The organism is uncultured Zoogloea sp., from assembly GCF_937894855.1.
Taxonomy (GTDB): Bacteria; Pseudomonadota; Gammaproteobacteria; order Burkholderiales; family Rhodocyclaceae; genus Zoogloea; species Zoogloea oryzae.
The window spans coordinates 20,139-39,369 of sequence record NZ_CALAYQ010000169.1 but is presented as its reverse complement, the minus strand read 5'-3'; the positions used below and the strand labels follow the sequence as shown (position 1 = coordinate 39,369).

The window sequence follows — 19,231 nt, the reverse complement described above, 5'->3', positions numbered from 1 at the left end:
GCCGCTCTGGAATCACTTCTACAACTGGCATCGACCCCACCACGGCATCGGCTGCAAAACCCCCAGCTCTCGGCTACCAGCGGACGGAAACAACGTCTTGACTCTTCACATCTAGCGGACCGCTGAAGACTTCGACCGGAATGGCATGGTGGCCCTTGCCTGCAAGCTGGTAGGCGGCAAGCCGGTGATGCCCGTCAATGCAGGCCCACCACTTGCCATCCCACCAGACCGTGATCGGGTCCAAATCCTTGCCGCGCTGGGGAGTTTTCGCCAACTCCCTGATGTGGGCTTGGCTGACATGGTCCAATGGCTGCCGATGCTGAAAAACGGGCTTGCAGAGGCGGATTTCCTCGGGACAGAGATACTGCGGTAGCGTCTCCGGCACAGGTTTCCCCTGTGCAATCTGCGTTGCCAGTTCATTCAGGGCGGTCAGGAAGCTCGGTTCTTCTTTCGTACTCATTTCAGGCTCTCCAGGGCCTCGACCAGGGCCGCTTGTTGGTTCTTTGTCTGCTCGCTCTCCCGCTGCTCCAGGCGGGCCACGTAGAGCCCAGCCACGCCGAAGGCGGCCTTGAGGTGTTCTGCGATGACCGCCAGCGTCCGGGGCGCCACGTCACGATAAACGCGCTTCGACCGCTTGGCCTTGTCGTCCCAGTAGGTGCCCGCATTCGTGTCGGTCAGGGCCCGTGCCCGTCTCGCTAGCTGGGCATCGAAGGCCGCGTCGGACTTGAAGCGCCGGGGTTGCTCCTCCTGCATGAGGAAAAGGGCAAGGACAGTCTCCGTCAGGGTCTCCACGGGCACCTCGCGGGCCAGCTTGACGAGTTCCTGGCAGGCGTCCCGCTCGTGGGCCACGAAGGGGCGGCCTCGCTGGGCTTCGGCCTCCTGGGCCTTGGCCGCGTCGATGATCATGCCCCAGCGCTGGGCGAGGATGCCCCAGGCCTGATTGCCTTGGTTTTTCTCCATCCGCAGTCTGACCCGCAGGCGGAAGGGCGCGAGTTCTTGAACGGTGACACCGGTCTGCTCGGGATGGCCGTGACGGCGCCGGATGGCCTTGTGTCGGTTGCAGAGGGCGCCGAAGCCGGCTGCCGTGTCGGGGCACTGGGGGACGCTACAGGGTCTGCTCATGGGCTCCTTCGCTGGGAAATTCGTACCCGTCCCCTGGCACGGACAGGCACAGAAAAGAATTGAAGTGGTGACGGTGCTCGCGGCTATCGACTCGGCGAGCTGCGGGCGGTCAGGCCTGCGGCGCCTTCATGAGCCGCTGGAGGGTCGATAGGGCGATGCCCAACTCCGCCGCGACCTTCCGCCAGCTCATGCCCTGGCTGAACAGGTCGGCAGCCTTGGCCCGCACGTCGGGGGCGGTCTTCGGCGGTCGTCCCAGCTTGAAGCCCTCGGCCTTCTTCTGGGCGAGCTTGGCCTTTGTCCGCTCCGAGATGATTTGCCGCTCGAACTGGCTGATGGCGGCGAGCATGTTCAAGGTTAGCTGCGACTGCGCCGAACCGTCGAGCTTGCCCAGTCCCAGCACTTCCAGGGCGATACCTGCCTTGGCAAGCGCTTCCACGGTGGCAATCACGTCCAGCACGTCCCGTCCGAGCCGGTCGAGCTTGGCGACGACCAGCGTATCGCCAGTGGTCAGGCGGCTCCGAAGGTGCGCGAACTGGGGGCGTGCAAGGGCCGGCACTTTACCCGAGACACCGTGCTCCACATAGACCCGGTCCGGCTCGATGACGTGGCCGGCGTTGGTGATTTCACGGAGTTGCTGTTCCGTGGTCTGCTCGGTCGTCGAGACCCGGAGGTAGGCGAAGGTGGGCATGGCACGCTGCTCCCGTCTTATATTGAAAACGGGGCGCATTGTGTCGGTACGATGTACCGCCGTCAATACCCGGTCTATCGGTACGGTTTGGCTGTACCGGATTTCGTACCGGCCAACGGTGGTATTGAGGTACGTTTGTGGCGAGCTTTCTTATCAAGACCAGATAGACTGAGGGCTGCGGGCGAGCATGATTTTGGCTTACTATTCATGCGCCTGACCGAACTGGAGAAATGTAAGTGCGATACCAGTACACACATGATGCTGATAACCGGACCGTCTACAAGTTTCCTGCTGAGCCGACTGTTACTGAACAGCGTTGGGGGCCAAGTAAGAAATTGGTGGGTTGGTCTGTCTCGATGGAATTGAAGATTACCCGAGCTGATAACCGACTGGAAAACCGCCGCTGGAAGTACGCGCATACTGAATATCCACGCGAGGTGTTCGATGCGCCGCGATACTCACGGCAAGAGGCTATCTCCTTCTTCTTCCAGAATTGCAGCCCTCCAGGGGAGATGATCACAGAGGAGGAGTATGTCCGCTTACAAGCTGAGTACGACGCCTCGACCGGTGAGGAGGCGAGACAACAACGATGAATCGTGTGCTATGCGAGGTCTTGGCTGGCGGTGTGGGGCGGTCGGGGTAGGGGGGGAAGATGTAACGTCCGAGCATGCCGATGGGCTCGAAAAATTCTGAGCCGATTTAGGCAGGCTTTGAGGTCCAGCGAGTGTTTGCTCTTGGTCTCGTTTTTTGGGAACATTGCTGGGAACACTTCCGAGCAAGGCCTTAGGAAACCCGCGTAGATACTGGGATAGCGGCACTCTCTGCACAATCCCTCACTCTCCGCCACAAACTACGAAGAAGCCCTTGAGCAATCAAGGGCTTTTTTGTTGTTCACTTGGGAACGAACAGGTCGTTGCTGATGGGAGCATTGTTGGCCTGCAGTATCTGATTGCGGGAGTCAAAAAAATCGCCAGTCTCATTGACTGGCGATTTTTCGTTCACCGTGGCCTTGGATCGCCGACCGGGGCGTCCCGATCCAGGTCAGCTCCGGCGTTTCCAGATGTGTCGGGCAAGGCGCTCTGGGAGGGTCGGATGTGCCTGTTTTCATCCAGTCGGGAAGCGCGCTCAGGAAGGGCCGGAGGGCTGCATCCTCGACGAGGATGTGATGGATCAGGCGGTCTTCGAGGAGGACGCACAGTTCGCTGCACGTTACGGATTGGGTGTCGATCCGGGCGATGCACGAAATGAGGCTGTCAGTGAATTTCGCGTGGTTGCGGGCGTGGTTTTCCAGTGCCGGATAGTTCAGTCTGGCCAGGAGGCGCTCTTCGCAGGAGAAGTGGTGGGCGACGAACGCGGCAAAATCAAGGAGCAGGTGCTTGATGTCGGCGTCGGCCAGCCGGGTGTCGGAGTCGATCTTCAGGCAGGCTCTGGTGGCGAGAAGGATCAGTTGCCTGTGTTGGGAGTCGAGTGCGGGATAGCCAATGCCTAAGTCGTCTTCCCAGGTGGTCATGTGCGTACCCCGGTTACCCGAGCCCGTCTGCTTGAGCCGGTGGGGATTCGTGTCTCATGGATGTAGGCTTTTATCCTACGCGGCTCGCATGGTTATTCCTGTCAAAACCTTGCGGGCTGCCTTGAGGCGCGGAGGGCGGTGGTCGCGGGCGCTTGAGCCCCGGGTGATCAGTGGATCTCGAGGGGAATGAGGAGCTGGTAGCCTTTTCCGCGGATGGCCCGGATCAGCGGGAAGTCGAGATCGGGCTGGAGGGGCGCCAGTTTGCGTCGCAGACGGCTGATGGCGACTTCGAGGTAATTTTTTTCCAGTTCGGCGGCCTTGTCGTTGCACAGCAGCATGAGCTGGCTGGAGTCGACGGTCCGGGCGATGCTGGCGGCCAGGGCGCAGAGGATGGCGCTTTCAAGGGGCAAGAGGATGCTGCATGTGCCGCGGGGGCTGGTGATCGTGCAGGATTGCCTGGCGAGGCGCCAGACCAGCTTGGGCTCGGGATGCAGCCGGCGCTGGAGGCTGCGGAGCGCGGCGACCAGTTCTTCGCCGGAGATGGGTTTGCTGAGGTAGATGTCGGCACCGGAGTCGTAGCCGCTGATCCGGTCGGCGGGCAGTTTTCGTCCGGTGAGGATGATCAGCCCCATGCGCGGATAGGCCTGCCGGAGCCGGCGCGAGATGGATAGGCCGTCCTCGCCGGGTAGGTTGAGGTCGATGATGGCGATGTCGGGTGGCCGGCCGCGATCCATCAGCCAGTCGTCCAGGGCGAGCCCGCAATTCACGCCGCTGGTCTGGTAGCCGTGAAGGTTGAGGAAGTGGGTGAGCTCTTCCCGCAGGATGCCGTAGTCCTCGACGATGATGATTTCGTGAGTCATGGCGTGGCGGGAAGGCGGAGGCTGAATTCGACGGTGGCGTCCCCGACGACCCGGTAGCCGACGTCGCCATCCTGGACGCGGGCGAGGGTGCGGACGAGATACAGGCCGAGGCCGGTGCCCGTGTGCATGTGGGCTTCGGGGCCGCGATAGTAGCGAAGGAACACCTGTTCGGGGTCGGGCAGGCCGGCGGTGTTGGCGAGGTTGCGGATTTGGAGGGTGGTCTGGGGATGGCCGGCGTCGTCGGCGGTGGTCTGGGCTTCAACCTGGATGCGGGAACCCGGCAGTGAATACTTCAGGGCGTTGTCGAGCAGGTTTTCGAGCATGATCGTGACCAGTTGACGGTCGGCCCACATCCGGCTCTCGGCGGGAATCGCGATGTCGAGGCGGTCTGCGCCGCTCTTGAGGCGTGGCCTGATCGCGTCGATCACCTCGGAGAGTGTGCAGTCTTCGCAAAGGACGGGTTGGTCGTCCCGGTCCAGGCGAGCAAGCTGGATGCAGCGTTCGATCACCCCGCGCATCGCATCGCTCGCCATCTGGATGGAGTCGAGGCGCCGGAGCACTTCGGGCGGCTGGCTGGTCAGCTGATGGCGGAGGGAGCTGCCGGACATGCTGACGACGGAGAGCGCGGCGCGAAGTTCGTGGGTCAGCATGTCCATGAACTGGCTCTGGAGCAGCAGGCGTTCGCGTTCGCGTGCCTCGCTCTTGTTCAGTAGCTGGTCGTCGGCTTCCTTCATCAGGAGCAGGAAGGCGAGTGTGCCGATCAGCAGAAAGCTGAACTGGACGACGAAGGTGATCGACTGGACATGAGTCGTGTTGAGCAGCCCGGCACCGGTGCTTGCCGAATGGGCAACCCGCAGCAGCATGACGGGGACAAAGATCAGAAACAGGATGCCGGTGAGTTTCTGGACCCGCGAGGTGCTCCGGTCGCGGAGCAGCGTGACTCCGCCGGTTGCGTAGATGGTGGCGACGACCGAGCCCGAGATGGTCACCAGGGCGCCGGGGGTTGTGCCGAGCGCCCATAGCAGAAGGCAGCCCGCCAGCACCTGAATGGCAAGCAGCGCATTGACCGGCGTGCGGATTCGCCAAGGGATCACCAGCACCCCGACTTCCAGTGCGAAGCCGGCCATGATCAGCGGGTTGCCGACGTGGGCGGAAAGCACGAGCGGGATGGTTCCGCGCAGGCAGATCAGGGTCCAGCCTGTGGCCTGCAGCAGCTTGCTCAGGATGAACAGCCTTACCGGTCCACGGCTGCTTGCCCGTTTTTCGTAGGCGAGCACCATCGCCATCGCCAGCAGGTTGCCGATGATGAGCAGTTGAAGGACGGTCAGGAGGTGCAGCGGGGTCACGGACGGGAGTGTAGAGCAGGGACGGCCTCGGCACGGACGAACTTCACGTTTGCTGCACGCAGCTTCCAGTGCCCGGATGGGAATGATCAGCGGGCTGCCGGATCACGGAAGCGATGCATGAAGATGCCTGTTCTTCTGCGGAATGGATCAGATTGTCCGCCGCAGGTAGGGCAGGCGGCTGATCGCGACGGAGGTGGCAAGGGCGGCGAGGAAGGCCAAAGCCGCCACCGCAGGGATGGCCACCGCCGGGTTGTAATCCAGCGGGCCGAAACCGATGCGCTGCAGCACTTCAATCGCGAGGGGGTGAATCAGATAGACGCCCATCGTCAGGCCGGATAGCTGGCGCGTGTGCCTGCCGGCGAGGGGCCGGCTGCGGGACTTGAGCAGATAGAGGCAGCTTGCCGCCATCGGAATGACGGTGAGGCTGAGGTAGTCGTAGAAGTACAGCCCGGTCTGGAGGCCGGCGCGGGTGGCGAGCGCGTGGCAGCCGACGGCGGTGAGGAGACCAGAGGCCACGAGGGTGCTCCACAGCAGGGCCGGGGACGGGGTGCGCGGGTCGGTGGCGATCAGGTGACCGAGGAGGAAGTACGGCACGTACGACAGGAACCACGCGGGAAAGAAGGTGCTGCTCCGGGGCGAGAGGCGGGCGTCGATGGCATTGAGGGCCGCGAGGACGAAGGCCAGCGCGACAAGCCACGTCAGCTGCTTCCGCGTTGTCCGGGCAACGATCTGGCAGAGGAGGGGCGTTACGAGATACAGCGGCACCAGCATGTAGAGGAACCACAGGTGGTAGTAGGGCTCGCCGATGGCGATGCGGTGAAGCAGGGCGGCTGCGCCCGGCGGATTGCCCTTCAGGCTGCCCTTGATGAACACCCACAGCAGATAGAAAGCCGACCAGAACAGCAGGGGCACAAGGACGCGGGCGGCGCGCTTGCGGTAAAAAGTGCCGGCGCCCTCGGTCTTGCCGGGCGCAAGGAGCAGGGCGCCGCTGATCATCACGAAGACCGGTACGCACCAGCGGCTGAAGGCGTTGATCAGGTTGCCGGCCCACCAGTCGGTTGAGCCGAAGGGGGTGTCCACCACCGGACTGACGGCTGCGTGCAGGACGACCACCGCGAAGATGGCGATGATCCGCGAATTGTCGAGCCAGACCATGCTGGTATCCGGGTTGGTGGTAACGCTTCAGCCTGGCGGTGCATGGGCGTGGCGGCTGAAGTGTGAATTCGGGTGAATCCGGGCAGGCGTGATTGTAGGCATCACGCATGGTAGTGGGCAGGCTTATGTTGTGTGAATTGTGACGTGTGTCGCTTAATGAAAGTCGCGGCTGCGGGTGGTGAGGCGGCCGAGCATGGGTGAGCGGTCGACAACCCGCTTGGCGTGGAGGTGTACGACGCTGCCCTGGCGGGCGATCTGGCCGTAGATGCCGATCAGGCTGGCGCCCAGCAGGATGCGACGCTCTGCTTCGAGGAGCTCGGGACGGACGATCACATTGACCCAGCCGGTTTCGTCTTCGAGGGTGACGAACATCGTGCCCTTGGCCGTGCCTGGACGCTGGCGGCAGGTGACGATGCCGGCGCAGCGGGCGAGCTTGCGGTCGGGGCAGTCGGCGATCTCGGCGGCGCTGAGGAAGCGCTCGGCGCTGAGCATGCCGCGCAGGAAGGACAGAGGATGGCGACCCAGGCTGAAGCCGAGCCGGGCGTAATCGGCAACGATGTCGTGGGTTTCGGCGGGTGGTGGCAGGGCGGGCGGGGCGTCGGGAATCGGGGCTTCGTGGAGTACGCCGGGAGCGGCCTGGCTGCCTGCGGCGGCCCACCAGGCCTGGCGGCGATGACCGGCCAGGCTTGCCAGCGCACCGGCGGAGGCGAGGGTGCGCAGGTCGGCCGTGGCGAGCCGTGCCCGGCGGGCGAGTTCGTCCACCGAGGCAAAAGGCCCGCCCGCCCTGGCGGTGACGATGCGTCTGGCTGCGTCCGGCCCGAAGCCTTTGACCAGCCTCAGCCCGAGCCGGGCGGCGGGCTGGGCGGCGTCGGTGGCGGAGGGTTCGAGGGTGCATTCCCAGTGGCTGGCCTGCACATCGACGGGACGGACCTCCACCCCGTGCCGGCGGGCGTCCTGGATGAGTTGCGAGGGGCCGTAGAAGCCCATCGGCTGGCTGTTGAGCAGGCCGCACAGGAAGGCGGCGGGATGAAAACGCTTGATCCAGGCCGACACATAAACCAGCAGCGCAAAGCTGGCGGCGTGGGATTCCGGAAAGCCGTAGCTGCCGAAACCCTGGATCTGGCGGCACAGGGCGTCGGCAAAATCCCGGCTGTAGCCGCGGGCCAGCATGCCGGCGGTGAGCTTGTCCTGGTAGATCAGCAGATCGCCCTTGCGGCCCCAGGCGCCCATGGCCCGTCGGAGCTGGTCGGCTTCGCCGGCAGTGAAGCCGGCGGCCACCATGGCCAGTTGCATCACCTGCTCCTGAAAGATCGGCACACCGTGGGTGCGTTCGAGCACGGGCTTGATCTCGGGCCGTGGGTAGTCGATTTCCTCCTGGCGGGCGATCTTGTCGCGGGCTGCAAGGTAGGGGTGAACCATGCCGCCTTGGATGGGGCCGGGGCGCACGATGGCAACTTCCACCACCAGATCGTAATAACGGCGAGGCCGCAGGCGGGGCAGCATGCTCATCTGGGCGCGGGATTCCACCTGGAACACGCCCATCGCGTCGGCTTCGCACAGCATGTCGTAGACGGCGGGTACTTCGCGGGGGATGTCGGGTACGCCGAAGGGCCGGCCCAGCCACTGGCCGATGAGCGCCAGGCTGCGGCGAATGGCCGACAGCATGCCGAGGGCGAGCACGTCCACCTTGAGCAAGCCGAGGGCTTCCAGGTCGTCCTTGTCCCACTGGATGACTGTGCGATCTGCCATCGCGGCGTTTTCGACCGGCACGAGTTCGGCCAGCGGCCCGCGGGAAATCACGAAACCACCCACATGCTGGGAGAGATGCCGGGGAAAGCCGACGAGCTGGTTGGCGAGATCGAGGAGCAGCTGTACCCGCGGGCTGGCGGGGTCGAGCCCGGCTTCGAGGATGCGCTCGGGGGCCACCTGACGGCCGTCCCACCAGGCGAGGCGCCGGGAGAGCTGATCGAGCTGGCCCAGGTCGAAGCCCAGTACCCGCCCCACGTCACGCAGGGCGCTCTTGGGGCGGTAGCGGATCACCGTGGCGGCGAGGGCGGCCCGGTCGCGGCCGTATTTGCGGTAGATGTACTGGATGACCTCCTCGCGCCGATCGTGCTCGAAATCCACGTCGATGTCGGGGGGCTCGTTGCGTTCCCGGGAGATGAAGCGCTCGAAGAGCAACGTTGCCTGGGCAGGATTGACCTCGGTGACGCCGAGGGCGTAGCACACCACCGAGTTGGCCGCCGAGCCGCGGCCCTGGCAAAGGATGCCCTGGCTGCGGGCGAAGCGGACGATGTCTTCGACGGTGAGGAAGAAGGCTTCGTAGCGGAGTTCGGCGATCAGGGCGAGTTCGGCTTCGGCCTGGGCGCGGACCTTGGGCGGAACTTGATCGGCACAGTTGGGCCCCGCCGGGTAGCGACGCGCCAGCCCCTGGCGGACCAGTTCGCGCAGATGGGCGATGGGGGTGGCGCCGGGCGGGACGATCTCCTCGGGGTATTCGTAGCGCAGGGAGGACGGGGAAAAGCTGCACCTGCTGGCAATGACGAGAGTTTCGGCCAGCCATTCGGGGGGATGGCGACGGGCCAGCGTGGCAACGGGCTGGAGCCGCCGCTCGGCGTTGGCGGCGAGGCGGTAGCCGGCTTCCTCGAGGGTGACCCGGTGGCGCAGGGCGGTGAGCACGTCGGCCAGGCGCCGGCGGCTGGCGTCGTGCATCAGCGGGGCGCCGGTGGCGGCGACCGGGATGCCGGCGGTGGCTGCGGCATCGGCGATCCACGCCCTGCGCGCGCGATCATCCGGCCCGAGCAGGAGTGGCGCGGCGAGCCAGGCATCGCCGGGAAAGCACGCCGCCAGCCAGCGGGCGTCGTCGGCGAGGGCCGGGCCGGGCGACGTGTCGTCCGGCGGTACCAGCAGGGCGAGGCAGCCGGGGAGGCCGCTGTTCAGATCGGCACGGGTGAGGTGGTAGCTGCCCTTGTCGGCCGCACGACGGCCGCGGGTGATGAGGCTGGAGAGCCGCCCGTAGGCGGCCCGGTCGGTGGCGAGGAGGACGAGTTCAGGCCCGTCGGCAAGGTGGAGGCTGGTGCCGATGATGAGGTGTAGGGTGCCTTCGGGCAGCGTCTTCCATGCAGACCAGGCGCGCACGATGCCGGCCATGGAGCATTCGTCGGTGATCGCCAGAGCCGCGTAGCCGTGGGCGACAGCCTGCTCGACCAGCTCTTCCGGGTGGGATGCGCCCGTGAGGAAGCTGAAGCACGACCGGGCGTAGAGTTCGGCGAAGGCGATAGGCTGGACGGCTTGCATGGGTTGACTGTATAAATAAACAGTCTTTCATGCAAGCCCTTTCGGGGTGGGGCGCGAGGCGGGGCCGCTTAGTCGGCGGTGTCGAGATAACTGGCGGGGAGGGTGGCTTCGGCGGTGACGAAGAGCTGCCGTTCCTCGAAGCGGACATGATCGTGAAGGGCGACGCCGAAGGGCTTGAGGCTGGCGGTGTCGCCGCTGGCGATGCGGGCGGCGAGATCGCGCAGCAGGCGATGTTCGGCGAGGGTCTGCTCGACGACCGCTGTTTCGCCGGCAGCGACCAGGCGGGGCAGGAGATCGGTCTCTTCGGCCTGGAAGTGGGGCTCCAACTCGCGGGCGAAGAGGTCGGCAGTGCTGCGCATCTGCGTGGCGACGGCGTCGGCGCTGTCGGCTGACGCGATGCGCTTGGCGAGCACCAGGGCGGCGTGGTGTTCGCGGGAGAGCTGGAGGAGGGCGGGGCGTCGCTTCATGGCTGGGCCGGGTGGGCATGCTGCCGGCGGCGGTGGGCCAGCAGGGCCAGCGTGGCAAGGCCAGCGAGGCTGGTGAGGTCAGGGGCGCCGCCTCCACCGCCACCGCTGGATCTGGGCGCGGCATCGAGCACGCTGAGGGTGACGTCCTGGACGCCGGTGCGCCCGGCGCTGTCGGTGATTGCCAGGCGCAGGATGTAGTCGCCGGCAACGGGGGCGGTGAAGGTGGTGCTGGGGGTGTCGGCGCCGAAGCTGCCGGTGGCGGGGCCGGCAAGCTGGCTCCAGTGCCAGCTCACCAGGCTTGCGCCCGGGGCGGCGCTGCTGCTGCCGGAGCCGAGGCTGAGGCTGGTGTTCTTGACCGGCGAATCCGGCAGGCTGATGACCGCGGTGGGATTCACGGCGTTGCCGTCGAGGGCGGCGGCGACGGCGGCTGCGGTGTTGAGCATGCCGCTGCCGCAGGTGGTGGTGGTGCAGTTGCACTGGCCGTCGGTGGTGACGGTGGGGCAGGCGGAGAGGCTGGCGTCGGTGGGGAAAGGATTGGACGTGCGTTTGAGGCGGTGGGCCAGTTCTGCTTCGCCGAGACCCGGGTTGGCGGCCAGCATGAGTGCGGCGGTGCCCGAGACCAGCGGAACGGCAAAGCTGGTGCCGATGGTGACGGCGTTGATGCCGGTGTAACCGTTGGTAGTCGGGCTGGTGGTGCCGAGGTTGATGGTGTTGATGAAGGGGTACAGGCAGGGCTGGCCGGTGCCCACGTTCACGCAGTTGCCGGCGGGGGCGCTGATGCCCACTTCGGGGCCGAAGCTGGAGTAGCCGACCTTGGTGCCCACGTGGCGGATGCCGGCCACGCCGAGCACGCCGGCGCAGTTGGCGGGTTCTTCGACGGCGCCGGTCTCGTTGCCCGCCGCGGCGACGATCAGCACGCCGGCGGCGCGGATCTCGGCGATGGCGTCGGCGTAGGCGGCGCTGCAGCTGCCGCTGCCGGCGAGGCTCAGGTTGATGACCCTGGCGGGGTTGGGGTTGGCGGGCACGCCGGAAACCGACAGGCCGGCGGCCCAGCGCATGCCGGCGATGATGTCCGAGTCGTAGCCGCCGCACTTGCCCAGGGCCCGCACCGGCAGGATGCGGGTGGCGCCGCCGATGCCGGCGATGCCGCGGCTGTTGTTGGTTTCGGCGCCGACGATGCCAGCCACCTGGGTGCCGTGCCACGAGCTGGCGTGGGTGCTGGTGGGGTTGCCGCACAGGGTGCGCAGCGCGGTGTTGGCCAGATCGGCAGACGAGAGGTAATCGCCGGGATCGTTGGCGTCGGCGTCGCGGCCGGTGTCGCTGTCGCCGGAGAGCAGATCGTTGGCGATGAAGTCGTAACCGGGCAGGAGCTTGGCGACGAGGTCTTCGTGGTCGAAACGCACGCCGGTATCCACCACGGCCACCACCACGCTGGTCGAGCCCGGGGTCAGGTTCCAGGCGTTCTGGGCCCCGGTGGCGGCGGGCTGGGTGCTGGTGGCGGCCTGCAGGTACCACTGGTGGGCGAGCAGCGGGTCGTTGGGCGTGGCGCGGATGGTCTTGATGCGGTCGGGCACCGCGTAGGCCACGTCGGATTCCTGGGCCAGCCGGGCAGCGAGGGCTTCGGAGCTGATGCCGCTGGCGCGCATCACCTGGGTGTCGGGCGTGGGCTGGTTGATCAGCTGGGCGGCGATGCCGATCCGCTGGCCGAGGGTCTGGACGCGTCCGGCGGCCTGGATCTGCTTGAGGGGCGAGGCGCTCTTCAGCTTGACGATCACGCGGGCTTCGGGCGTTTCGGCTGCCTTGGCCGGCACGGCGTTCAGGGCGGCGAGGGCGAGGAGGGCTGCGCCCAGGGGGAGCGTGGCTTTCATCGGGAATCCTTTATCCGGTCGGGTTCCAGGTAGCGGACGCCGGGGTGCGCCCGAAGGGCCGCGATGGCCTTTTCGCAGGCAGGGTCGGCGGGCGGGCAGTCAAGCCGGTAGGCCGCGCTGCGGGGCGAGATCGCGGCCACGAAGCTCACCGCTACCTGGCTGGTGTGCGCGAGGCTTGCCAGGGTGGCGGGGGCGGCGGTGGCGGTGGTTTCAGCGAAACCGATGATCACCTGACGCGGGCCCGCGGTGCCAGGAATCGGCCCGGCGCAGGCCGCGGTGGCAGCGCACAGGGTCATCCACAGAAGACGCCTGATGGCAGGCCTCACCGGCTTGGCCCCCGGGCGGGATCAGCGACGGGGCGGGCCGGGGCGGCGCTTGGCCGGTTCGGCGGCGGCGACGGGCTTGCTGTATTGCTTGAACACGCGCTTGGCGTCCTGCTCGGCGCGCAGCTGGGTGCAGATGGAGGGATCGTCGTCATGCCCGCTGAAATAGCCGTCGGCCTGGGCGCGCATGACCAGCTTGATGGCTGCGTCTTCGCTGAGGCCGAAGCGTTCAAAGATGAGGGTGGTGACTTCGTCCAGGTGTTCTTCGTACGTCATTGTCGATCCGGGGTGGATTTGCGCCGTGCGCGAAGTCGCAAGGATAATGGCTTTTCCATCCTTCTTCCTGTCCGGCTTTGTTCCGCGAGGTTTTTCCCATGAGCACGTCGCCCGTTCTTTCCGCCCTTTACCGCTATCCCGTCAAGTCGATGCGGGGGCAGCGGCTCGATGCCAGTCTGGTCGGGCCGCAGGGCCTGCCTTTCGATCGGAGCTGGATGGTCGCCGATCCGAACGGGAAGTTCGTGACCGGTCGCACCTATCCGCAACTGGTGCTGGTGGGGGCTGTGCCGTCGGACGACGGCGTGATGCTCTCGGCGCCCGGCCGGGCCGATCTGTTCGTGCCCAACGGCGCGTTTGACACGCCGATCGAGAGCACGGTGTGGGGTGACCAGTTTCAGGCCTGGCAGGGTGCTGCCGAGGCGGACGCGTGGCTGTCGGCGTTCGTCGGCACGCCGCTGCGTTTTTTGTGGACGGGTGTGGAGACAGCCCGTCGGGTGAAGGTGGCCCCCGCCGTGCCGCTGTCGTTTGCCGATGGTTACCCGCTGCTCCTGATCGGCGAGTCGTCCCTTGATGATCTGTCGGCCCGCATCGGAAAACCGGTGTCCATGTCGAGGTTCCGTCCCAACCTGGTGGTGGCCGGTGCTGAGGCTTTTGCCGAGGACGGGTGGAAGCGCATCCGCATCGGTGATGTGGTGTTCCGGATCGAGAAGCCCTGCGAGCGTTGTGTGTTCACCACGGTGGACCCGGAGACCGGCAGCAAGAGTCTGAATCAGGAGCCGCTACGCACCCTGGCCACCTACCGCAGGACGCCGGCGGGGGTGATTTTCGGCCAGAACGTGATCGCAGAAGATAAGGGCGAATTGGTGCCCGGAATGTCTATAAGCGTTCTCGAATAAAGCACAGAATGCCGTTGTGGCGGTGCAACAAATTGCTCAAAAGTGGCGCTGATACTTGATCTTCGTCAATAGACCGTGAGTTTTGGGTTTTGAAAGTTATTGCCTAAAAAATGTAAGCAGATAATTCGCCGGGTTCGTTGCTTAAGGAGTCGACGTGTTCGGCAAGCTCAAGAAAAAACTATGGAGTGCGGCGGTGTTGCTCGCTTTTCTCGCAGCACCGGCCGCCTTCGCCGAAGATTCCCCCCCGACACCCGAAGAGCTGGTCAAGATCCGTGCCGCCAATGACGCGTGCCTGACCTGCCACTCCGAAGCGGGGCTCAAGAAGCCGCCCAAGGAAGGGCTGGATCTCAAGAAGCTCCGCAACCATTTGGTCGACCTGGGTACCTACACCACATCCGACCACGGCCAGATGGCCTGTTCCAAGTGTCACGGCGACGGCTACGACGAGCATCCCCACGCCCCCAAGGCCAAGGAAGATCTCGCCGAGTGCCAGGACTGCCATGCCCGCAAGGCCATGCGCATCGAGCGCCAGTTCGACAAGTCGGTGCACGCCGAGAACCTCAGCGACAGGTTTACCTGCGCCACCTGTCACGACCCCCACGTGATGACCCTGGCGGCCAATCTGCGCGACCCCCACAAGATCGTCGCCCAGGACAACAAGATCTGCCTCGACTGCCACGACTCCGACATCGCCTTCGCCAAGATGGCGCCGGAAAAGAAGAAGCGTCCGGCCATCGACGACATCCACAGCTGGCTGCCCAACACCCGCCTGCACTGGAAGGCCGTGCGCTGCATTGAATGCCACACGCCCACCGAGGACAAGCTGTCCCTGTCCCACGAGATCCAGAACAAGGACAAGGCCGAGAAGAAGTGCGCCACCTGCCACAGCGCCAACAGTTCGCTCAATGCGCGGCTCTACCGGCACCTGGCGAAGGAGGAACAGCACAAGTACGGCTTCCTCAACAGCGTGATCCTGAGCAATTCCTACGTGGTGGGCGCAACCCGCAATCCCACCCTCGACATGATCCTGATCGGCCTGTTTGCGGCCACGGTGGTGGGCGTGATCGGTCACGGCATCGTGCGCGCCCTGATGAACAGCCTGCGCCGGAGGAAGAACCATGACTAATCGCGTTTTCATGCTGCCCCTGTGGATCCGGTTGTGGCACTGGAGCAATGCGCTGGCGATCATCGTGCTGTCGATCACCGGCATCAGCCTGCACTTCTCCGATCCCAACCTGCCGCTGGTGGAGTTCTCGCTGGCCGCGCGCATCCACAACGTGGCCGGCGTGTGCCTGGCGGTGCTTTGGGTGGTGTTCGTGATCGGCAACATCGTCACCGGCAACTGGTGGCAGTACATCCCCAAGCCCCCCGGCATCATCGGGCGCTGCATCACCCAGATGAAGTACTACGGCGGCGGCATCTTCAAGGGCGAGCCGGAGCCTTTCCCGCCCACGCCGGAGGTCAATTTCAACGCGCTTCAGGCGATCACCTACTGGTCGATCATGTATCTGGTGCTGCCGATGGTGATCGCGACGGGGCTGGTGTTCCTGTATCCCCAGTTTGCGCCCGACACCCTCTTCGGTCTCGATGGCCTGCTCCCCATTGCCTTGCTGCATTACCTCGGGGCGGCGGTCATCCTGCTTTTCATGGTGAGCCACATCTACCTGGGCACCATGGGCCCGAAGGTGTCCAGCCTGTTCAAGATGATGATCACGGGCTGGTACGAGCATTGAGCTTCCCGAACAAACCAACAAGTCATCCTCAAGGAGAAACCAAGATGAAGTTCCGCACCTTTGCCGCCTCGCTCTCCGGCCTCTGCGCGGCAGGCCTGTTCCTGTCCGCCGATGCCCTCGCATTCGATGCCGATACCGCCCAGGCGCTGGCCAAGAAAGAAGGCTGTACCAAGTGCCACGCCGTCGACAAGAAGAAGGAAGCCAAGTCCCTCACCGAGATTTCCAAGTCGCTGAAGGGCAAGTCCGACGCCGAAGCCAAGCTGCTCCATCACCTCACCTCGGCTGAGATGGTCAAGTTCGAGGACGGCAAGGAGGAAGAGCACAAGGTCCTCAAGACCAAGGACAAGGCCGAAATCAAGAATCTGACCGACTGGATCCTGTCCCTCGGCAAGTAGTGTTACGGAAGGGCGTGCTTGCTCGCGCCCTTTCACGCAACAGCAGTATCAGGGAGATCAAAAATGAAGTTCTTGCGACAGTTGTTTGCCTCGTGCGTACTGCTCGGGGCGCTGGCCGGAGCCACGGGTGCCGTGGCGGCCGATGCTGCACCGGCAGCAACCAAGGCTCCGGCCAAGGATCTGGTTCTGAAGGGCGACGCCAAGTGCACGTCGTGCCACGATGAATCGGACGAACCGAAGCTCCTGCATATCGGCAAGACCAAGCACGGCACCGTTGCCGACGGGCGCGCGCCGAGCTGCACCAACTGTCACGGCGAGAGCGATCTCCACACCAACAATCCGGCCAAGCTGAAGGAGCGTCCGCCCACCGACCGCAGCTTTGCCAAGAGCAGCAAGACGCCGGTGGCGGCCCGCAACGAATCCTGCATCTCCTGTCACCGCAAGGATTCCAAGCGCTCCCACTGGGAAGGCAGCGCCCACGAGCGCGCCGACGTGGCCTGTACCTCCTGCCACCAGCTTCACACCGCCAAGGACAAGGTGGCCGACAAGCGCACCCAGCCCGAGGTGTGCTTCACTTGCCACAAGGAGCAGCGCGTCCAGGTCAGCAAGCCGTCGCACCACCCGGTGCTCGAAGGCAAGGTGGCGTGTTCCGACTGCCACAATGCCCACGGCTCCGTCGGGCCCAAGCTCGTCAAGCGCGATAGCGTCGTCGACACCTGCTACACCTGCCACATGGAAAAGCGCGGCCCCTTCGTGCATAGCCACGAGCCCGTGAATGAGGATTGCGGCAACTGCCACAACCCCCACGGCACCGTTGCCGAGAGCATGCTGAAGGCGCGTCCGCCTTTCCTGTGCCACCAGTGCCATACCCCGCACGGTGGCCAGCTTGCCCAGTTGCGCGGCCAGTTGCCGCTCCAGCCGACCGCCACGTCCAGCGGCAAGTCCGGCATCAACTACACGCAGGCGCGCGGTTGCCTGAACTGCCATACCCAGATCCATGGCAGCAACAACCCCAGCGCAACCAATCCGACTCCGCAGTTCAACCTGCGCTGAGATCACGGTGGAGAACATCATGAGAACCGCGAATACACATCCGGGTTTCAGCCTCAAGATCGTTGCGCTGGCCCTGCTTGCCGCCTTTGGCAGTGTCGCCCATGCCGCGGACGACGAGATCGCCGCCCTGATCCGGCCCGACAGCAGCGTCTCGGTCGGCGCCGCCGGCCTGACTGGCACCAACGGCGAACGCAGCTGGTTCGGCCAGTACTCCGGCCTGCGCCGTGACGACACCTACCTGCTGCTCGACATCGACGTCATCAAACGCGACGCCGCCACCGGCACCTGGACCACCTTCCAGGGCCGTGACCTGGGCCTCGACACCCGTGAGATCCGCTTTGGCCAGCAGAAGCAGGGCGACTGGAAGTACAGCTTCGACTACAACGAGATGGTCCGCCACGACCCGCGCACCATCAATACCGGAGTGACCGGCACCGGCAGCAACGCGCTGTCGGTGACCCGGCTGGCGACGCCGGGCTCGGGCGACGACCTCAACCTCGACCTGAAGCGCAAGATCTTCACGGTGGGCGTCGAGAAGTGGCTCAGCAACTCGTTGCAGTTCGAGGCCAGCTTCCGCAACGAGGACAAGAACGGCGCTCGCCTGTTCGGCAACGGTTTCCAGTGCACCTCGGGCGCTGCACCATCGCCGACATGCCCGGCCTCCGGCACCCAGTGGGCGCTGCTGATGCTGCCCGAGCCGATCAACTCGACCACGCAGCAGTTCGAGGCACGCCTCAACTTCTCCACCGAGAAACTGTTCCTGTCGGGCGGCTACTACGGCTCGTTCTACAACAACCAGTTCACCTCGATGGGTGCAACCGTCGATGGCAACTTGGGCAACCCGGTGGGCAATCCGATGTCACCGGCGCTCACGCCCCAGCTGCGCAGCATCCTGCAGCTGCCGATGGCGCTGCCGCCTGACAACCAGGCGCACCAGATCTTCCTGAGCGGCAACTACGCCTTCACGCCGACGACCAAGGCCAACTTCAAGTACGCCTTCACTCACGCAACCCAGACCGACAGCTTTGCCGCCTTCACCGGCGCGCCCGCCGGTCGCAGCAACCTGGGTGGCGAGGTCGACTCCGTGCTCTACCAGGCCGGCATCACCTCACGGCCGATCCCGAAGCTGTCGCTGCTGGCCAACGTGCGCTACGAAGACCGCAACGACAAGACGCCCATCGCGTACTACAACCTCGAAGGCACCAAGGCCTTCACCAATGGCAACTACTCGCCCAAGCGTCTGGTGGGCAAGGCCGAGGCCAGCTACCAGCTGCCGGCGGGCTTCCGTGGCACCGTGGGCGCCGATTACGAGTCCATCGACCGCGGCATGTTCGTGCCGACGAATTCGGTTGCCGGCCTCAGCGGCCTGCGTCAGAAGACCGAGGAAGCAGGCTATCGCCTCGAGCTGCGCCGCGCGATGACCGAGACCCTGAGCGGTGCCGTGGCCTATCAGAACAGCGACCGCTCCGGCGGGACCTGGCTCAAGCCCAACACCGGTCTGGGCGTCACACCCACCGCCGATGGTGCGATCTACAGCCGCACGGCGATCTTCCCGATGTCGATGGTCGACCGCAACCGCGAGAAGATCAGGGCGTCGGCCGACTGGTCGGCCACCGAGCGACTCACGTTGCAGTTCATGGCAGAATGGGGTGAGGACAAGTTCTCGGCGCCGACGACCAAGGGCCTGCGCGCGAGCTACATGGGCTTCTACGGCATCGACGCCGTGTATGCGCTCAGCGACGACTGGCGGCTTACCGGCTTCTGGTCCCGCGGCGACCAGACCACGCACATCGACCACTCCACCGGCTACATGGCGGCGCTGCGCAACCGTACCGAGACCTTCGGCCTCGGCATCAACGGCAAGCCCACCGGACGTCTGACCGTAGGCGGCGATCTGCTCCTGAGCGCCGACAAGGACAAGTACCAGCAGGATCTCGACGCCAGCGCCTCGGCTGCCAACGTGACGCTGCTCGCCACCTCCGGCGGCTTGCCCGATGTGACTTTCCGCCAATTCACGGCACGGATGTTCGGCAAGTATGCAATCGAGAAAAACTCGGCCGTGCGCGTGGATTTCATCCACCAGCGCACCAAGCTCAACGAATGGACCTGGGGCTACAACGGCACGCCCTTCGTGTATTCCGACAACACGACCGTCTATCTCAATCCGAAGCAGAGCGTGAGCTATCTCGGCGCGACCTACATCGTCGCCTTGCCGTAACTGCTCAGGCTGTCCCAGACGAAG

General features: G+C 65.1%; 19 protein-coding genes and 1 pseudogene. 8 read left to right on the top strand and 12 right to left on the bottom strand.

Annotated elements, in window-relative coordinates; translation table 11 throughout:
* Positions 1-115, top strand: a pseudogene (locus Q0672_RS19085) (IS481 family transposase); the annotation flags it as partial.
* Here Q0672_RS19085 and Q0672_RS19080 read toward each other — a convergent pair.
* From Q0672_RS19080 to Q0672_RS19070, 3 genes are all read right to left on the bottom strand, one after another.
* On the bottom strand, positions 74-460 hold the full coding sequence (locus tag Q0672_RS19080; protein WP_298624787.1) for a ParB/Srx family N-terminal domain-containing protein: 387 nt from the start codon (positions 458-460) through the stop codon (positions 74-76). The pseudogene Q0672_RS19085 and the gene Q0672_RS19080 sit on opposite strands and share 42 nt — an antisense overlap.
* Positions 457-1,122 carry a hypothetical protein gene (locus Q0672_RS19075; RefSeq protein WP_298624785.1) on the bottom strand — a complete coding sequence of 222 codons (666 nt, stop codon included), beginning with the start codon at positions 1,120-1,122 and terminating at the stop codon, positions 457-459. Before Q0672_RS19075 ends, Q0672_RS19080 begins: the two co-directional genes overlap by 4 nt.
* 109 nt (positions 1,123-1,231) lie before the next feature.
* A complete protein-coding gene (locus Q0672_RS19070) occupies positions 1,232-1,810 on the bottom strand; it encodes a recombinase family protein (protein WP_298624783.1) in 579 nt (192 codons plus the stop codon).
* Between the two features lie 236 nt (positions 1,811-2,046).
* On the opposite strand from Q0672_RS19070, the gene Q0672_RS19065 reads away from it, so the two are divergent.
* Positions 2,047-2,403 carry a hypothetical protein gene (locus Q0672_RS19065; RefSeq protein WP_298624781.1) on the top strand — a complete coding sequence of 119 codons (357 nt, stop codon included), beginning with the start codon at positions 2,047-2,049 and terminating at the stop codon, positions 2,401-2,403.
* 383 nt (positions 2,404-2,786) lie between these two features.
* Here Q0672_RS19065 and Q0672_RS19060 read toward each other — a convergent pair whose 3' ends face one another.
* From Q0672_RS19060 to Q0672_RS19020, 9 genes are all read right to left on the bottom strand, one after another.
* Positions 2,787-3,320 (bottom strand): hemerythrin domain-containing protein, encoded by a 534-nt coding sequence (locus Q0672_RS19060; protein WP_298624780.1) that lies wholly within the window; start codon positions 3,318-3,320, stop codon positions 2,787-2,789.
* Positions 3,321-3,487: 167 nt separating this feature from the next.
* Positions 3,488-4,180, bottom strand: coding sequence for a response regulator transcription factor (locus Q0672_RS19055; protein ID WP_298624779.1), 693 nt, complete (start codon positions 4,178-4,180; stop codon positions 3,488-3,490).
* A complete protein-coding gene (locus Q0672_RS19050) occupies positions 4,177-5,526 on the bottom strand; it encodes a HAMP domain-containing sensor histidine kinase (protein WP_298624778.1) in 1,350 nt (449 codons plus the stop codon). Before Q0672_RS19050 ends, Q0672_RS19055 begins: the two co-directional genes overlap by 4 nt.
* Positions 5,527-5,673: 147 nt before the next feature.
* Positions 5,674-6,681, bottom strand: a complete 1,008-nt coding sequence (locus tag Q0672_RS19045; protein WP_298624777.1) for an acyltransferase family protein — start codon at positions 6,679-6,681, stop codon at positions 5,674-5,676.
* Positions 6,682-6,834: 153 nt separating this feature from the next.
* Positions 6,835-9,978 (bottom strand): error-prone DNA polymerase, encoded by a 3,144-nt coding sequence (locus Q0672_RS19040; protein ID WP_298624775.1) that lies wholly within the window; start codon positions 9,976-9,978, stop codon positions 6,835-6,837.
* A 68-nt stretch (positions 9,979-10,046) separates the two neighbouring features.
* Positions 10,047-10,445, bottom strand: coding sequence for a hemerythrin domain-containing protein (locus Q0672_RS19035; RefSeq protein ID WP_153163462.1), 399 nt, complete (start codon positions 10,443-10,445; stop codon positions 10,047-10,049).
* Positions 10,442-12,313 carry a S8 family serine peptidase gene (locus tag Q0672_RS19030; RefSeq protein ID WP_298624773.1) on the bottom strand — a complete coding sequence of 624 codons (1,872 nt, stop codon included), beginning with the start codon at positions 12,311-12,313 and terminating at the stop codon, positions 10,442-10,444. The genes Q0672_RS19035 and Q0672_RS19030 overlap by 4 nt, the downstream gene beginning before the upstream one ends.
* Positions 12,310-12,609, bottom strand: coding sequence for a hypothetical protein (locus Q0672_RS19025; protein ID WP_298624771.1), 300 nt, complete (start codon positions 12,607-12,609; stop codon positions 12,310-12,312). Before Q0672_RS19025 ends, Q0672_RS19030 begins: the two co-directional genes overlap by 4 nt.
* Positions 12,610-12,660: 51 nt before the next feature.
* The gene (locus Q0672_RS19020; protein ID WP_298624769.1) at positions 12,661-12,912 is read right to left on the bottom strand and encodes a hypothetical protein; all 252 of its coding nucleotides are present in this window, start codon (positions 12,910-12,912) and stop codon (positions 12,661-12,663) included.
* Between the two features lie 98 nt (positions 12,913-13,010).
* Between Q0672_RS19020 and Q0672_RS19015 the strand changes: the two genes are divergently transcribed.
* From Q0672_RS19015 to Q0672_RS18990, 6 genes are all read left to right on the top strand, one after another.
* Positions 13,011-13,808, top strand: a complete 798-nt coding sequence (locus Q0672_RS19015; RefSeq protein WP_298624767.1) for an MOSC domain-containing protein — start codon at positions 13,011-13,013, stop codon at positions 13,806-13,808.
* 154 nt (positions 13,809-13,962) lie between these two features.
* Positions 13,963-14,934, top strand: coding sequence for a cytochrome c3 family protein (locus tag Q0672_RS19010; RefSeq protein ID WP_298624765.1), 972 nt, complete (start codon positions 13,963-13,965; stop codon positions 14,932-14,934).
* Positions 14,927-15,541, top strand: coding sequence for a cytochrome b/b6 domain-containing protein (locus Q0672_RS19005; RefSeq protein ID WP_298624763.1), 615 nt, complete (start codon positions 14,927-14,929; stop codon positions 15,539-15,541). Before Q0672_RS19010 ends, Q0672_RS19005 begins: the two co-directional genes overlap by 8 nt.
* 44 nt (positions 15,542-15,585) lie before the next feature.
* Positions 15,586-15,936: a c-type cytochrome gene (locus Q0672_RS19000; RefSeq protein WP_153163550.1), complete on the top strand. Its 351-nt coding sequence runs from the start codon at positions 15,586-15,588 to the stop codon at positions 15,934-15,936.
* A 63-nt stretch (positions 15,937-15,999) separates the two neighbouring features.
* On the top strand, positions 16,000-16,989 hold the full coding sequence (locus Q0672_RS18995; RefSeq protein ID WP_298624761.1) for a DmsE family decaheme c-type cytochrome: 990 nt from the start codon (positions 16,000-16,002) through the stop codon (positions 16,987-16,989).
* A gap of 19 nt (positions 16,990-17,008) precedes the next feature.
* Positions 17,009-19,207, top strand: coding sequence for an MtrB/PioB family decaheme-associated outer membrane protein (locus Q0672_RS18990; RefSeq protein WP_298624759.1), 2,199 nt, complete (start codon positions 17,009-17,011; stop codon positions 19,205-19,207).
* The last annotated feature ends 24 nt before the right edge of the window (positions 19,208-19,231 follow it).